The sequence below is a fragment of the Massilia sp. METH4 genome, from assembly GCF_037094685.1.
Lineage (GTDB): Bacteria > Pseudomonadota > Gammaproteobacteria > Burkholderiales > Burkholderiaceae_D > Rugamonas.
In genome coordinates this window covers 2,958,722-2,974,883 of the sequence record NZ_CP146614.1, presented here as the reverse complement: position 1 = coordinate 2,974,883, position 16,162 = coordinate 2,958,722, and the positions used below count along the sequence as shown (strand labels likewise).

The window sequence follows — 16,162 nt, the reverse complement described above, 5'->3', positions numbered from 1 at the left end:
TGTCACCGGTTTTGCTTAGGCCTCGGGCCAGATTTCCTTCAGCAGGGCGGCGAGGTTGTAGCCGCCCTTGATCAGTTGCTGCCGCGCCAGCGCGGACGATGGCACCGGATAGTCGTCCGGCACGTTCAGCGCCCACACGGTGTAGGTCTCGCCGCTGCTCTTCGAGGTTTGCTTGCTGGCGGTGCCCAGGGTTACGTCCATGTGCGCCAGCTTGGAGACGGCCAGCGAATCGTTGGCCCACTGGTAGGGCCAGGTGGCGACGTCGCCCGTGTTGACTGGCACCGCAGGCTTTTTGTCGATCGCATAGTCAGCGAACTGGTCCGGCGTGCGGGTGCTGGAGCGGCGGAAGGCGTAGTCCACTACCGTGGTGTCCCAGTACGAGTGGAACGGCTTCGTCTTCGGCGAGTTGGCCGCCGTTTTCGGCACGGCGGCGGGTGGAATGTGGCGGTTGCCGATCGCCGTGATCACGGCATCGTCCAGCAGCAGGTTATTGCCGCCGCGCGAGTCGAAGACGTTCAGTTCATCGATCTCCGCGTGCGTCTTCGGCACCACGAAGCGGCCATCCTTGCTGACGAAAGCGGCGCCCACGTGCAGTGGCTGGTGGATGTCGCCGGCCAGGTGGGCGACGACCAGCAGTGCCTGGCGCGGCGTGAACTTGTGCGGGTTGTTCTCGGGCGTGGCCTTGCCCTGCAGGACGAGGATGGCGGACTTCAGCGTCTGCACGATATCGTCCTCGAACGTGCCCGGCGCGTGGTCGTGGTAGGCGCCCAGCTGGAACGGCACGTCCGTGTAGTGGTACTCGGAGTGCTTCGGGTTGGCGGCCACGTAGGCCTGCATCTCCGGCGTCTGCGGGCCGCACCAGGTGCCCTTCACGCAATCGGCCCACACCGCGATCGATTCCAGCGTTTCGCCTGGCAGCAGCAGCGCGGCGATGCGCTTCTCGGCGACCGAGCCCTTCAACAGCTTGGCAGCGATGGCGCCCACGGCGCGATGGCCCTCATTGCCCCACGCCAGCGCGCTCGATGGCAGGGTGGTGGCGAAGGCGCCGGCCAGGGCCAGCATGCATGCGAGTCGTTTCATTGTTCTGAAGCTTTCTGTGGTTTCGGGTAGTTCTTGTTGATGTCGAGCGGCTGCGCGTACGGCGAGCTCCACACCTGTTCCTGCAGCGCGGCCAGCCGCCGCGCCATCTGCTCGTTGCGCATCACGATCTCGAGGTTGCGCGACAGGTCGAAGTAGCCGCCGGCCCAGTTGCTGGTGCCCACCCAGGCCAGCTTGCCGTCGATAACCATCGTCTTCGAATGCATCACGCGGGCGAACGGGATAAAGCCGGTGGACGCCTTCGGCAAGGTGACGACGCGGATCTCCACGTTCGGCAGCACGGCCAGGCTTTTCAGGTACGGCAGCATGACAGGCTCGAGGTTCCAGTTCGATACCATCAGCTTGATCTTCACGCCGCGGTTCGCGGCGGCGCGCACGGCGTTGTCGATCACGGCGTAGTACGGCCGCGTGCCGTTCGGGCCATACGACAGCGGTGCATAGTCCAGCATTTGCACGCGCACTTCCTCCTTCGCCTGCGCCAGCAGGGCCGGCAGCCCGGTCTCCGAATCGCCCACGCCTGGCGGGTTGTAGCTTGCCGGGCTGGCGAGCAGGTAGGACGGCTGCGCCAGCACGGCCGCCGGCGCCATGGCCGACTTCTGCTGCAACGGTGCCACCGCACGGCCCTGCGCCAGCTGCGCCTGCGCATTCCAGTCCTGCTCGAAAATCGCGCGGATCTGTGCCACGATCGTGGCGTCGTCGACCAGCAGCCCCGTTTCATGGATGTGCGTGAAGGCGCGCCAGTCGAAGTTCTGGCTGCCCACGAAGGCGCGCTTGCCGTCAGCGATCACATACTTGGCATGGATGATGCCGTTGCCCGTCAGCTGGCCGAAATCGAGCACGCGCATCTCCAGGTTCGGGATCGCGCGCAAGCGCTCCAGCGTGGCCGCCTCCGACAGGTTGATGCCCTTCCTGTCGAGCAGGAAGCGGATCTTCACCCCGCGTGCGCCGGCGGCCGCCAGGCGGTCGATCACCTTCTCGAACGGCGCGCCCGGCTTGCTGGCCGCATAGAACTGCCCGATCGCGATATCGGTCTTCGCGTTGTCGAACAATTCGCACCACACCGTGATCGGGTCGCGCAGGTCGGGGTTGGCCAGCGTGGTTTCCACCGGCGCCGTCTGCACCAGTTCGAAGCCAGGGATACGGAAGTCGGCATAGGCGCTGCCGAAGCAGGCGGCCAGCACACCAGCAAGAATGAGGCGTCGCATGGGAACTCCTTTACTTGACGCGCACGATGCGCGGTTGCGCCGGCGCCGCGCCGACAGGTTGGCCCTGCCGTTCGGCGTTCGCCAGGTAATCGGTCAGCGTGTCGATATCGCGGATGCCCGTCTCGGCACGGTTGGTGCCCTTGGCGAAGACGGGGAAGGCGTCATTGCCGCCCGCCAGGAAATTGTTGACGGCGACGCGATAGGTGGCGCCGTCGTCCAGCGGCGCTCCGTTCACGGTCACGTCCAGCACGCGCGCGCCCTCGGGCTTGCGCAGGTCATAGCGGTAGGTGAAGCCTTCGGACACCTGCAACAGCCCGCGCACCTCGACCTTGTCGCCCACCCACTGCTGCTCGAGCAGCGTGCGCAGCTGCGCGCCCGTCAGGTCCATCACCACCAGCGTGTTCGCGAACGGCAGCGTGGCCAGGGCCTGGCCCTTCGACACCACATTGCCCGGTCCCGTTTCCAGGTTCTGGCGGATGCCGCCCCGATTCATGAAGGCGATCTGCGCGCCGAACGGCCGGCCCGCCTGCAGGGTGGCATCGGCGATCAGGTTGCCGAGGGCCGATTCATCGGCGCCGTCGGCATCCCGCGAGACAACGGGCGCGGCGATGCGCGCCACAGGCCTGGCCAGCTCGCGGTTGCTGCGCTCGCGCACGTCGGCCAGGTAGGCGGCCATCTTCGGTTCGGCCGGATACGCGCCCTGCTCGATCACGATGTTGCGGGCATCGACGTCCACGATCTTGCCGGTGGCCTTGTCCACCATCAGCTTGATGCGCGACAGCATGTGGCCGCCCATCTGGGCCTGCGTCACGACCTTGCCGTCCACCTTGCACAGGTAACCCTTGTGCGAGTGGCCGCTGATCACGAGCTTCACGGCAGGGTCGAGGCGCTTCACGACCGGCAGGATGTCGCCCTCGAGGTTGTCGCAATAGCGCTTGTCGAATGCCGATTCGGTACGGCCACCCTGGTGGATCAGCACGACGAAGGCGCCCACGCCCTGCTTGCGCAGCTCCGGCAGCAGGCGGTTCACGGCATCGGCTTCGTCGAGGAATTGCAGGCCGGCGATGCCGGAGGCGGCGACGACTTCCGCCGTGTCCTTCAGCACGGCACCGATGAAGGCGATCTTCACACCCTTCGCTTCCAGTATGCGGTAGGGCGGCAGCAGAGTCTTCGCGCTGCCCGCCTCCACCACGTTGGCGGCCAGGTAGCCGAAATTCGCGCCGCCGTATTGCGGCGCGAACTGGCAAGCCTTCTCGGGCCGCGGCGAGTCGCAGCCGCCGTGCTGCTGGCGCAGCAGTTCCTTGCGGCCCTGGTCGAATTCATGGTTGCCGGCCGACGTTACCGTGAGCCCCAGCATGTCCAGCGCGGCGATGGTCGGTTCGTCGGCCCACATGGCCGACAGCGCCGGGCTGGCGCCCACCATGTCGCCGGCGCCGACCAGCAGCAGTTCGCCGTCTTCCTTGCGCCATTGCTGCAGGGCGCCGGCGATCGTGTCGATGCCGCCGGCCATCACCGTGCGCGGCTTCGCATCGCCCGTGCCCGTGTAGGTGAATTTTGTCGCTTCGAGGTTGCCGTGCAGGTCGTTGATTGCGACCAGGTTGATCTCCGCCGCCGTGGCACCGGTGGGTTGCGATGGCGGCGTGGCGCAGCCGGCCAGCGCGGTCAGCGCGGCGGCCAGGGCCAGGGTGTGCAGTGAAGATTTCATGGGAAAGATGTGAGACGTGACCGTGTATTGTACCGGTGCCTGCCGAGCGAAAACAGCGCCGGCGGCACGCTGATACCTTGTGTTACAGACGTGAAAAAAGCCGGCACTTGCGTGCCGGCTTCCGGTGTCAGGCTAAGCCGATACGAACCTTAGAATTCGTACTTGACGGTAGCCTGCAGGGCCCACTGCGATTCGCCCTTTTCCTGGCGCACGGTCAGGTCTTCCACCTTGTCGCGCATCGCGTAGATGTACTTGCCGCCTTCGAGGCCGACGACGTCCACGAAGGAGCGTGCCTGCGCCCCGTTGGCCTGGAACGCCACCTCGTTGATGCGGCCCCACTTCTTGTTCAGCAGGTTGCCGAAGTTCAGAATGTCCAGCGTGAACACGCCCTTGTGGCCTTGCCACAGGCCCGGAATCTCCTGCGACACGCGCACGTCGAAGTTGTTGGTCCAGTTCGAGAAGCTGTTGTTACGCTTCACCACGCCGCCCGTCGAATTGCGCAGGCCGCGGTACTGGTTCACGATGGCCCAGAAACGCTCTTCGTTGGCATGGTTGGTGGCAGTGTCGCCACGGAACACGACTTCGCCGGAACCGAAGGCCGTCGGGATGTACATCAGGTCGTTGCCGGCCAGGCCGTCGCCGTTGGCGTCGTTGTTGAAGGTCCAGCTGAACGGCTTGCCCGAACGGCCTTCATAGAACGTGCCGAAGGTGGTGCGGTAGGTGCCGAAGAAGCGCTTCTGGAAGCTCAGCGAGGCGCTGATGCGGTCCTTCACCAGGTAGCTGGAATTGGCTTCCACTTCCTCGTTCGGGTTGAATACGGAACGGCCCGACCAGTTCGAGTTCGACGTGGACGACGTCAGCGGCGACACTTCCTTCGACTCGGTGTAGGTGTAGGCCGCGTTCCATGCCCAGCCGCCGCTCATCGGACGGCTCAGCTGCAGCGTGGCCACGTTGCTGCCGCCCTTCTTCGTATTGGTGGCGACCAGCACGTTGTTGAAGCCGCGGTTCGACAGGGAGCGCGAGCGCAGGCTGCTGCAGTTGCCGGTCGTGATGCTGTTGCCGCTGGCGTCCCAGCACTGGCGGTCGTAACCCGCGGTCGTGTAGTACAGCTCACGCCCGTCGGAGCCGACAGCGGTCGGCGCGCCGATGTTCAGGTTGCGGTAGTAGATGGCGTCGCGCGCGTTCGTCTTCAGGAATTCCGCGCCCACGGTGATGCCGTACCAAGGCAGCTCGTGATCCACAGCAAGGTTCATCTTCCAGACGGCAGGCTGGCGCAGGCCGGCGGCCAGTACGTCCACGGACGAGGCGGACGGCGTGCCCGGGAAGCGCGGCTGGTTGTTAATGTCCGCGCTGTACGTCCCGCCACCGGTCGGGCAGTTCTCAAAGCCGCTGATACCGCAACCGATCGTCGCCGTGGCCACGCCGGCGTTCTGGAACGGGTTACCCAGCCAGACGCTCATCGCGGCGCCCTGGAACAGGCCGGCGCCACCGCGGATCTGCGTGCGGCGTGCGGTGTCGAAGTTGTAGTTGAAGCCCACGCGCGGCTGCCACAGCTTCTGGCCATCCAGCGTGTTGGTGTTGTCGATGCCGAAACCGCCGGTGACACGGCCGTTCACGACCGGGCCGGGCGCGGCAGCGAGAGAGGCATTGGCCAGCGGACGCTCTGGCACATCGATCTTGTCCACACGTACACCAGCCATCACGGTCAGGCGCGGGGTCACGGTCCAGGTATCCTGCACAAACACACCGGTGTTCTTCATCGTGAAACGGGCTACCGCGTCTTCCAGCGAGTAACCGGCATTGGCCACCTGGTACTGGTAGGACAGCGGGCGGCCGCGGCGGAAGTTTTCCAGCACGGCTTGCTGCATCTGGGTCGGGTTATTGCAGCCGCCATTGACAGTGCCGCCGTTGGTCGTGCTGGTAAGCACGGTATTGCCGAGGAACTCGTAGCTCAAGCCTGTCTGACATGCAAACGTGTAGTTGCCATACACGTTCTGCAGGAACGCGTTGTAGATCTCGTTCTTCTGGTAGTCGGCGCCGAACTTCACTTCATGGTCGCCCAGCAGCCAGTTGGCACCCACGTAGACGTCGTCGGTCTTGGTGCCGAGCACGTTGCGCTGGCGGCTGTTGTCGGTACCGAAGTTGATGAAGCGGTTGCTGGTGCCCAGGCTGGCGGGTGCACCCGCCGGCAAGGTGCCGGAGAAGCGCAGGCCCACGGTCGGCAGTTGCGCATTCACGGTCGGCACGCTGTCATAGTCGCGCGTGGAGAATTTCACTTCGGTCGAGAACGTCGGCGTCCAGTCCGAGGTCAGTTGCGCGACCTTGGTCTCGATGACCTTGTTCTGCTGGTACCACTGCGAGTTCAGCGAGATGCCGGTCGAGGTCAGGCCGGCGAAGAACGGCTCGCTTTGCTCGGTCTTGGACCAGCGGAACATGGCGCGATGGTCGTCGCTGATGTTCCAGTCGAGCTTCAGCAGCTTGTCGGTCACGGACAGCATCGTGCCGCCCGGTACCTGCGAGCTGCCGATGTCGATGCCATAGCGCGCCTGGGCGATCGAGCGCGCCTGGTCGATCGCTTCCTGCGTCACGCCCACGTTGGTCATCGAGCTGCCGATCGGGCCGTAGGTCGGCGCGGAGCGGGTCGATTCCAGCTTTTCGTAGTTGGCGAAGATGAACAGCTTGTCCTTGATCAGCGGGCCGCCCACGGTCGCGCCCTTGGTCGTTTCCTTGAACTTGGCCGGATCGTAGTAGGTGCCGTCGGTGGCGTTGAAGCGCTCGCCGGCCGTCTTGTCGTTACGGAAGACGTAGTAGACGCTGCCGCGCACATCGTTGGTGCCGGACTTGGTCACGGCGTTGATGTTGCCGCCCGTGTAGCCCTTCTGCGTGACGTCGTAGTTGGCCACGTTCACCTGCACCGACTGGATCGCTTCGATCGAGATCGGCTGCTTGGCGGTCGGGGAGCCGGAAGCTTCCAGGCCGAACGTGTCGGAGACGGCCACGCCGTCGATGGTCAGCGAGTTGTAGCGGCTGTTCTGGCCGGCCACGGAGATTTCGCCGCGCTCCTTGTCGGTCTGCGACACGCGGGGGTCGGTACGTGCGTAGTCCTGCAGGTTGCGCTGGATCGATGCCTGGATCGCCAGTTCCGTCGGGCCGATATTGGTGCCCGTGCCCATCGCCGTCTTCGAGAAGCGGTCGTTGCGCACATTGGTGCCCGTCACGGTCACGGTCTGCATCGCCTGGCCCAGCTGCGCGTCCACGCTCGCCGTTTCCGCCAGGGCGATGAACACGCCTTCACGCTTTTCGGTCACGCCATTTTTCGTGATCGTGATGGTGTACGGACCGCCTACGCGCAGGCCGCGCGCGACGTAGCGGCCTTCCGCATCGGTCGTGACATTGCTGACGGAACCGGATTCCACGTGCACGATGGTGACCTGTGCGCCGGCGGCAGGGGTACCGTCAGGGCTCGAGATACGGCCGCCAATGGCGGACGTCGTATTCTGAGCCATGGCCGGTGCCGCAGCCAGTGCGATAGACAGGCTCAGCGCGATCTGCGTAAGCCGGAGCCGTTTGTGATTCATCATTGTTTAACCCCAAAATGGACGAATTTATTGGCGGTTCGATGAGGATCGGGTGGACCCGCACCTGCCGCCACGCTTTACTTTGTGATGCAAACTGCTTAGCCGACCCGAAAGTTTAGCTGTATACAATTTCACAGCCGTGACACCTTTATGACACGTTGATGACACCGGAAACATGGGGTGGCATTAATATGTCATAGCTTCCAATCAACTATGCATGAGCGACAAAATCGTGACAAATTCGATTTTGCAAGCGCATTTATTCGCGCTCGATATAAGTCGAGCGTTGGAATGCTGTGAAAGTGAGGTTTCTCTCGGGGGGAGCTGACGGGCGGATTATAAATGCGGCACGGTTGAGTGAAATTATTTCATTTGGAAATAACTAAAACGGTGCGTGCGTACTACAAAAATGTAGCGCAAAGGCCACACAGTTGGCAGGAAGTTTAGCCAATTGTGCAAGACCTTGATGGGTGCGTAAGAGTTGCCCTGGTGTCGTACATCTTTTCCGAAGGAAAAGGTGTACGACACCGATTCTTCTCGGCTGACATCGTTGCTTCGAGAGAAAACCGGTGTCGTACACTATTTTCCGAAGGAAAATAGTGTACGACACCAGGCCCGGTGAAGCCGCTGGCCGGCGCCGGCGTGGGGCCGGGGATATCCCTACGTGCCAGCCGCGTTGGCCGCCGCCGCAATCTCCGCCTCGAACTTCGCGAACCGCTCATCAAGCTGCTTCAAGAGCCGCTTGCGATCGCCCTCCGCCAGGAAGGCGTAGCGGATGCTGTCGTACGACAGCTTTTTCACTTCCGCGTAGTCGGTCTTGTAGCGCGTGGCGAACAGCACGTATTCGTTCGACAGGCTGTGGCGGGTGACGCCGGCATCGTCGGTGGAGATCACGAATGGCACGCCATAGCGGCGGTACAGCTCGACCGGATGCTCCTCGTTCTTCACGCCCAGGATGAATTCGTTGCTGGTGAGGTTCACTTCGACCGGGATGCGCCGCTCGCGCATCGTCTTCATGAGCGCCAGCGCGTTCTTCTCGTGCGCGATGTCGATGCCGTGCCCGATGCGATTGGCGCCGGCGACATTCACTGCCTCGCCGATGTGGAAGGTCAGCCCTTCCGGCGGCACGATGCCGAGGCGCAGCTCGCCGGCGTGCAGCGCCGTCTTCACCTCCGGATACTTCGCCTTCAGGAAGCGGAACATGCGCATATGCATGCTGTAGTCGCGCATCGAGACATGCAGGCTTTCCTGGCCCACGATATTCACGCCCACGATCAAAGGGTTCGCCTGCGCGAGCTTGAAGCTGGCCAGCATCTGCGAGAACACGGCGGACGGCGACAGGAAACGCAACACATACGGCTGGTAGCGCATGGTGAAGCGCTCGTCGTCGATGCCGGCGGCGCTCTTTTCCACATTGGCGATGTAGTCGGTGATGCCGCGCGCGAAGGAGGGATTGGATTCCAGCTGGGCGGTGAACTTCGCCAATGCGGCGTCGAACTGCGCCGGCTGCATGCCCGGAGCGGAAACGAGCTTGTCGAACGCTTCGTCCGGCGTCATCGGCGCCAGCTCGAAGATCGTTTCGATGTACGACAGGTTCTCGGCGATCGCGCGCGCCTTCAGCGTGCGCAGTCCTTCGTTGGTATTGGTGGAGGCCACGGGGCCGAAGTAGCCGAACGTGTCGAAGAACGTCTGGTCAGGGGGTGCCTGGTCGGCGCCGTGGTTATGGAAGTCCAGCGTCGACCACTTCTGCAGCAGCTTGCGGTAGGTATCGTTGTCCGCCACCAGGTCGGCACCGGAGACGCAGGTGCGCAGCGGTGCGGGCTTGGCGCGCTCCGCATCGAGCGTGGCCTTGTCGCTACTGATGCGGAAGTTGGTCTTGTTGACGCAGTAGCCCTGCTTGTCCACCCACTCCAGGTATTGCTCGGCGTAGATCGCGCCCGAGTAATGGTGGTGCAGGTCGCCGCCCTTCGGCATCATCGTCATGAACATCGTCAGTTCGGCCGTTTTCGCCGGGCTGGCGACCAGCGTGGCGAAATGGCGCTTGACGATGTCTTCATTGCCGCCCCTGGCGTGGGCGCCGCAGGCAAAAGCCGCCACGAGGGCGGCGGCGAGGATGCGCGGGGTGGTGACTGCTTTGTGCATGGGACTCTCTCTCAAAGGAAGTGAGAAAGTCAGCCCTCCCGCGTGTGCACCAGCTTGCCGGCCGAGTACGTGGCTGCGATCGCGCGGTCGTCACCCAGCAGGGCCAGCGCGAACAGCATCTCTTCGAGGCTTTCCGTGCGGCCCGTGCGGCGCGCCAACAGGGGCGTCGCTTGCGGGTCGAGCACGATGAAGTCGGCCTCGTTGCCGGCGGCCAGGCTGCCGACCTTGTCCTCGAGGTGCAGGCTGCGCGCCGCGCCCAGCGTGGACAGGTAGAACATGCGCAACGCGGGCAGGTAGCTGCCTTTCAAGCGCGCTACTTTATAGGCTTCATTCATCGTTTGCAACATCGAGAACGACGTGCCCGCGCCCACGTCCGTGGCCAGCGCCATCAGCATGCCGTGCTTGTCGGCCTGTTCGAAGTCGAACAGGCCGCTGCCCAGGAACAGGTTCGACGTGGGGCAGACGGCGGCCGCCGATTTCGTTTCGGCCATGCGCTCGCGGTCACGCTCGTCGAGCCAGATGCAGTGGCCGAACACGGCGCGCGGGCGCATCATGCCGTAGTGGTCGTACACGTCGAGGTAGCTGCGCGCGTTCGGATACAGCTGCTGCACCCACTTGCACTCGTCCTCGTTTTCCGACACGTGGGTTTGCAGGTAGGTATCCGGGTACTTGCGGGCCAGCGCGCCGGTGACTTCCATCTGGGCTTCGGTGGACGTCGGCGCGAAGCGCGGCGTGATCGCATACAGCGAGCGGTCGTGGTTGTGCCAGCGCCCGATCAGCTCTTCCGTCTCGCGGCCGCCCTGCTCGGCCGTGTCGCACAGGAAGTCCGGGCAGTGGCGGTCCATCATCACCTTGCCGGCGATCATGCGCAGGCCGCGCGCTTCGCTGGCGGTGAAGAACGCATCGACCGATTGCGGATGCACGGTGCAGTAGACCAGCGCCGTGGTGGTGCCCTGGCGCAGCAGCTCGTCGAGGAAGAACTCGGCCACGCCGGCGGCGTGAGCCGGATCGGCGAACGCGCGCTCGGTCGGGAACGTGTACTGTTCCAGCCATGGCAGCAGGCCCGGCGCCGGCGACGCGATCATGTCCGTTTGCGGGTAATGAATGTGCGTGTCGATGAAGCCGGCGCTGATGATCTTGCCGCGGTAATCCGTCACCGGCGTTCCCGGCGGCAGCGTGCCCTGGAGGTTGGCCCAGTCGCCGGCCGCCTGGATCTTGCCGTTGGCGACGATCAGCAGGCCATCCTCGTGCCAGGAATAGGCGCGCTCGCTGAAGGCGGGGTCGGCATGGAAGGTCAGCAGGCCGGCGCGGTAGGCTTGCACATTCGGGGTCGTTTGCATATCAGTTCTCTTGCAGGGCGGGCTGGCGCGGCATCGCGGCGGCGGCCGTGGCTTGCGCTTCCCAGGTCATCAATAATTGCGCGGCCACGGAGACTGCGATGGCGGCCGGCGCCTTGTCGGTAATGCCGGGCAGGCCGATCGGGCAGACCATGGACGCAATCCGGTCGGCAGGCAGGCCACGCGTGGCCAGGCGGCGTTCGAACAGCACGCGTTTCGTCTTCGAGCCGATCAGGCCGAACCAGCCCACGTTGTCGCGGGCGAGGATGGCGGCGGACAGCCGCTCGTCGAGCGCGTGGCTGTGCGTCAGCACGAGGTAGCTGGCGCCGTCCGGCGCGGCATCCACCACGGCTTCGGGCGTGTCGGTAGCTTCCACGATCACGTTGGCGGGAACGTCGGGCGGAAACATCTCGTCCCGCTCGTCGACCCACGTAATGATGCACGGCAGTTCGGCCAGGGCACGCACGATGGCGGCACCCACGTGCCCGGCGCCGAACAGCACGAGGTGCGCGGCCGGCGCGGCGATCGGGTCGACCAGCCAGCCGTCCGGCAGCACGATCGCGCTGCTGGTGCGGGGGAAGTGCCGGGGCACGTCCGCTTCGCCGGCCACCAGCGCGCCGTGGGCATCGAACACCGCGTTACGGGGCCGGCCGGCGATCGACGACACGCGCCAGAAGTCGCCGGTGCGGTTGGTCCGCAACAAGGTGAGGGTTTCGGCGACGGAATCCGTCACCGGTTCGAACAGCAGCCAGACGACACCGCCGCAGCACTGGCCCAGACTCGGGCCCAGGCCGAAGCGCTCGTACCGCACCTCGGGCGCCCCGGCAGCGAGCATCTCGCGGGCGATCTCCACTGCCCGCAACTCCAGATGCCCGCCGCCGATCGTGTCGTGCAGCGTGCGCTGGGTCACGAGGAACTTCGCGCCCGGCTCGCGCGGCGCCGATCCCTCGACCCGCGCCACCGTTACCAGCACCGCCGGAGCGGTGGTTGTCGTCAGCCATTCGTTCATGATTCAAAACCTTTATTGCAGTGTTACCGGCAGCTGGTGTCGAACACCTTTTCCGGGCGATCTCTCCGGAAAAGGTGTGCGACACCGGTTTTCCTGCGCGCTCGCCAGTGCCTCTCGAGAAAACCGGTGTCGTACACCTTTACGAGCAAGCTCGTAAAGGTGTACGACACCAGGGCCTCGGAGGCCTCAGGCGGCCGCCTTCGCGGTCACGGCATCGATCGCCCGCAGGATTTCCTCGCTGGTCGCCGGCGCGTTCAGCGGCGGGTTCACCTTGTGGCCGCCCACGGCGGAGATGGCGTCGCGGATCGCGAAGAACACCGAGAACGGCAGCAGCAGCGGCGGTTCGCCGACGGCTTTCGAGCGGTGGATGCTGTCGGCCACGTTCGGCTGGTCGAACAGGTTCACGCGGAAGTCCTGCGGGCAGTCGGAAATGCCCGGGATCTTGTACGTGGACGGGGCATGCGTCATCAGCTTGCCGTTGGCGTTCCACCACAGCTGCTCGGTGGTCAGCCAGCCCATGCCCTGGATGAACGCGCCTTCGACCTGGCCGATGTCGATGGCCGGGTTCAGCGAATTGCCCGCGTCGTACAGCGCGTCGGCGCGCACCAGGCGCCATTCGCCGGTCAGCGTGTCGACGACGACTTCCGACACCGCCGCGCCGTAGGCGAAGTACGAGAACGGCGTGCCGTTCATCGTCTTCGGGTCCCACGACAGGTGCGGGGTGGCGTAGAAACCGTCGGACCACAGCTGCACGCGCTTCAGGTAGGCCTGGCCCACCAGCACGTGCCAGCGGATCGATTGGCCGTTCACGTGCACGTGATCGTCCGCGAAGCGCACCGACTCGATGTCGCCGCCATGCTGCTCGACGGCGAACTTCGCCAGGCGTTCCTTGATCTGGCGCGCCGCGTCCTGCGCCGCCTTGCCGTTCAGGTCCGCACCCGTCGATGCCGCGGTGGCCGACGTGTTGGCGACCTTGCTGGTATCGGTGGCGGTGATGCGCACATGGCACAGGTCCAGCCCCAGTTCATGCGCGACAACCTGCATGACCTTGGTGTTGACGCCCTGCCCCATCTCGGTGCCGCCGTGGTTGACGAGCACGGAGCCGTCCACGTACACGTGCACCAGCGCGCCGGCCTGGTTCAGGTGGGTAACGTTGAACGCGATGCCGAACTTCAGGGGCGTGAACGCCAGGCCCTTCTTCAGCACCGGGCTCTTCGCGTTGAACTCTTCCACGGCCTTGCGGCGCGCGCGGTATTCGCTCGTTTCTTCCAGCCGCGCGGTCAGGGCCGGCAGCACGTTGCCTGCCACGACCTGGCCATAAGGCGTGACGTTGCGGTCTTCGGTGCCGTAGAAGTTCAGGCGGCGGATGTCCAGCGCGTCCTTGCCCAGGTTGCGGGCAATCTCGTCGATGATGTATTCCATGGCGATCGCGCCCTGCGGGCCGCCGAAGCCGCGGAACGCGGTGTTCGACTGGGTATTGGTCTTGCCGCACGCGGCGCGGATATCGGCGTCCGACAGGTAGTAGCAGTTGTCGAAGTGGCAGATGGCGCGGGTGGCGACGGGGCCGGACAGGTCGGCCGAGAAGCCGGCGCGCGACGTCATGTCCACCTTGGCGGCGACGATGCGGCCGTCGTCGTCGTAGCCGACCTCGTACTCGTAGAAGAAGCAGTGCCGCTTGCCGGTGACGATCATGTCGTCGTCGCGGTCGGCGCGCAGCTTGACGGGCACCTTCAGCTTGAACGCGGCCAGCGAGGCGCAGATCGCCCACAGGGCGGACTGCGATTCCTTGCCGCCGAAGCCGCCGCCCATGCGGCGGCACTCCACCTGCACGTTGTGCGAGTGCAGGCCCAGCGCATGCGCGACCAGGTGCAGCATCTCGCTCGGGTGCTGCGTGGAGCACTGCACGAACATGCCGCGGTTCTCTTTCGGGATCGCGTAGGAGATCTGGCCTTCCAGGTAGAACTGCTCCTGGCCGCCGACGAAGAGTTCTCCCTTCACCTTGCGCGGTGCGCGCTCGAACGCGGCCTGCGGATCGCCCTTCTGCAGCTTCATCGGCGGCAGCACGTAGGAACCGGCGGCTTTCGCCTGCTGCGGCGTGAAGATGGCCGGCAGCTCGTCGTACGTGATCACGGCCTTGCGGGCGGCGCGGCGGGCATTGGTGTGCGTGTCGGCGACGACGACGAAGATCGGCTGGCCCACGTATTGCACCAGGCCGTCGGCCAGGACCGGATCGTCGTGGATGATCGGGCCGCAGTCGTTCACGCCCGGAATGTCCTTGGCGGTGAACACGGCGACCACGCCCGGCGAATTCTTCACCGGTTCCAGGTCCATGGCCACGATATTGGCGTGCGCCTTCAACGACAGGCCCAGCGCCGCATGCAGCGTGCCTTGCAGCTCGGGGATATCGTCCGTGTAGGTGGCCTGGCCCAGCACGTGCAGCTCGGCCGATTCATGCTTGCGCGACAGGCCCACACCGGACCAATTCGCGGCCAAGGAGGCAGCCTTCAATTCAGGGATGGCGGGATGGTTCATGGTGTCTCCTCAGGCGGCAAAGGCGTTCACGTCGGTGTTCGCCAGCGGCGCGTCGATACGGGTTTCGAGCCAGAAGCGGCGCAGCAGGTTTTGCGCGGTGCGCATGCGGTAGGTGGCGGACGCCCGCATGTCGGTCAGCGGCGCGTAGTCCTGGGCCAGCGCGGCGATCGCGTCGAGCAGCGCTTCCTCGTCCCACACGCGGCCGTTCAGCGCCGCTTCGGCTTGCGCGGCGCGCTTCGGGGTGCCGGCCATGCCGCCGTAGCAGATGCGCGCGTTCTTGACCTTGTCGCCGTCCAGTTCGAAGGCGTAGGCGGCGCACACGGCGGAGATATCCTGGTCGAAGCGCTTGGCCAGCTTGTAGGTGCGGAACACCACGTTGGCGCGCGGCAGCGGCACGCGCATGGCGCGCACGAATTCGCCCGGGCGCATGTCCTTCTTCATGTAGTCGAGGTAGAACGCGTCCATCGGCAGCACGCGGTCGCCCGCTTCGCTGTGCAGCACGACTTCGCTGCCCACGGCGATCATCCACGGCATCGAGTCGCCGATCGGCGAACCGTTGGCCACGTTGCCGCCCAAGGTGCCGGCATTGCGGATGGGCTTCGAGGCGAAGCGCTGGCGCAGCTCGGAGAGCTCGGCCGGATAGTATTCGCACAGTTTGGCGTAGGCCTCGTCCAGCGCCACGCCGGCGCCGATTTCCACCATGCCGCCATCGACCTTCATGTACTGCATTTCCTCGACGTGGCCGAGGTAGATGATGTCCGTCAGCACGCGCATCTGCTTGGTGATCCACAGGCCCACGTCGGTGGAGCCGGCCAGCAGGGTGGCGGCCGGGTATTCGGCGCGCAGCTGCGACAGCTCGGCCAGCGTGCGCGGCGCGTAGAACGTCTGGCCGTTGGCGGCATACACGGCGAGCTTGTCGCGCTTGAGGGCCTGCAGCTGATCAGCCAGCCCGGTGGTGTCGAAGCTGACGGCCGGCAGTTCCACCATGCGTTTCGCGGCATCGATGATGGGGCGGTAGCCGGTGCAGCGGCACAGGTTGCCGGACAGGCAATCGTCGATTTCCTTGCGCTCCGGCGTGCGGCCTTCCACTTTCAGGTACATGCCCCACAGCGACATGGCGAAACCCGGCGTACAGAAGCCGCATTGCGAGCCATGGCATTCCACCAGCGCCTGCTGCACCGGGTGCAGGTCGCCGTTCGGCTGCTGCAGGTCTTCCACGGTGAACAGGGCCTTGCCGTCCAGCGTGGGCGTCAGCTGGATGCAGGAATTGACGGCTTTGAGCTCGACCTTGCCATCGACAAGGGAGCCGACGACCACGGTGCAGGCACCGCAGTCGCCTTCGGCACAACCTTCTTTCGTGCCGGTGCAATGCAAATCTTCGCGCAGGTGCTGGAGCACCGTTTGCGTGGTATCGGCACCTTGCACTTCGTGCACGGCGCCGCGGAAGTAGAAGCGGATCGGTTCGGACATGTTGGCCTCGCGGTAGTATCAGTTCGTAAGACTATCATCGGCCAACCATCCCCCTATAACATATTGCTGATGAGCCTTATCAGCAT

At 64.9% G+C, this 16,162-nt stretch carries 9 protein-coding genes; all 9 read right to left on the bottom strand.

Annotation, left to right across the window (positions count from 1 at the left end; translation table 11 throughout):
* Positions 1 to 15 precede the first annotated feature (15 nt).
* Entirely contained in the window at positions 16 to 1,080 is a 1,065-nt protein-coding gene (locus V6Z91_RS13175) for a S1/P1 nuclease (RefSeq protein WP_338770946.1), read from the bottom strand.
* Entirely contained in the window at positions 1,077 to 2,303 is a 1,227-nt protein-coding gene (locus tag V6Z91_RS13170) for a phospholipase D-like domain-containing protein (protein ID WP_338770944.1), read from the bottom strand. The genes V6Z91_RS13175 and V6Z91_RS13170 overlap by 4 nt, the downstream gene beginning before the upstream one ends.
* A gap of 10 nt (positions 2,304 to 2,313) precedes the next feature.
* On the bottom strand, positions 2,314 to 4,008 hold the full coding sequence (locus tag V6Z91_RS13165; RefSeq protein WP_338770943.1) for a bifunctional metallophosphatase/5'-nucleotidase: 1,695 nt from the start codon (positions 4,006 to 4,008) through the stop codon (positions 2,314 to 2,316).
* 149 nt (positions 4,009 to 4,157) lie between these two features.
* Entirely contained in the window at positions 4,158 to 7,514 is a 3,357-nt protein-coding gene (locus V6Z91_RS13160) for a TonB-dependent receptor (protein ID WP_338770942.1), read from the bottom strand.
* A 732-nt stretch (positions 7,515 to 8,246) separates the two neighbouring features.
* Positions 8,247 to 9,728: an adenosine deaminase gene (locus V6Z91_RS13155; protein WP_338770941.1), complete on the bottom strand. Its 1,482-nt coding sequence runs from the start codon at positions 9,726 to 9,728 to the stop codon at positions 8,247 to 8,249.
* Between the two features lie 29 nt (positions 9,729 to 9,757).
* Positions 9,758 to 11,068 (bottom strand): guanine deaminase, encoded by a 1,311-nt coding sequence (guaD, locus tag V6Z91_RS13150; RefSeq protein WP_338770940.1) that lies wholly within the window; start codon positions 11,066 to 11,068, stop codon positions 9,758 to 9,760.
* Between the two features lies 1 nt (position 11,069).
* Entirely contained in the window at positions 11,070 to 12,074 is a 1,005-nt protein-coding gene (gene xdhC, locus V6Z91_RS13145; protein WP_338770938.1) for a xanthine dehydrogenase accessory protein XdhC, read from the bottom strand.
* Positions 12,075 to 12,260: 186 nt separating this feature from the next.
* Complete coding sequence (gene xdhB, locus V6Z91_RS13140) at positions 12,261 to 14,606, bottom strand: xanthine dehydrogenase molybdopterin binding subunit (RefSeq protein WP_338770937.1); 2,346 nt, start codon at positions 14,604 to 14,606, stop codon at positions 12,261 to 12,263.
* Between the two features lie 9 nt (positions 14,607 to 14,615).
* Positions 14,616 to 16,076, bottom strand: a complete 1,461-nt coding sequence (xdhA, locus tag V6Z91_RS13135) for a xanthine dehydrogenase small subunit (protein ID WP_338770935.1) — start codon at positions 16,074 to 16,076, stop codon at positions 14,616 to 14,618.
* Positions 16,077 to 16,162: the final 86 nt, after the last annotated feature.

Coding starts and splice junctions, on each gene's coding strand:
- V6Z91_RS13175 (WP_338770946.1), bottom strand. CDS start 1,080: ATGAAACGACTCGCATGCATGCTGGCCCTGGCCGGCGCCTTCGCCACC.
- V6Z91_RS13170 (WP_338770944.1), bottom strand. CDS start 2,303: ATGCGACGCCTCATTCTTGCTGGTGTGCTGGCCGCCTGCTTCGGCAGC.
- V6Z91_RS13165 (WP_338770943.1), bottom strand. CDS start 4,008: ATGAAATCTTCACTGCACACCCTGGCCCTGGCCGCCGCGCTGACCGCG.
- V6Z91_RS13160 (WP_338770942.1), bottom strand. CDS start 7,514: ATGGCTCAGAATACGACGTCCGCCATTGGCGGCCGTATCTCGAGCCCT.
- V6Z91_RS13155 (WP_338770941.1), bottom strand. CDS start 9,728: ATGCACAAAGCAGTCACCACCCCGCGCATCCTCGCCGCCGCCCTCGTG.
- guaD (WP_338770940.1), bottom strand. CDS start 11,068: ATGCAAACGACCCCGAATGTGCAAGCCTACCGCGCCGGCCTGCTGACC.
- xdhC (WP_338770938.1), bottom strand. CDS start 12,074: ATGAACGAATGGCTGACGACAACCACCGCTCCGGCGGTGCTGGTAACG.
- xdhB (WP_338770937.1), bottom strand. CDS start 14,606: ATGAACCATCCCGCCATCCCTGAATTGAAGGCTGCCTCCTTGGCCGCG.
- xdhA (WP_338770935.1), bottom strand. CDS start 16,076: ATGTCCGAACCGATCCGCTTCTACTTCCGCGGCGCCGTGCACGAAGTG.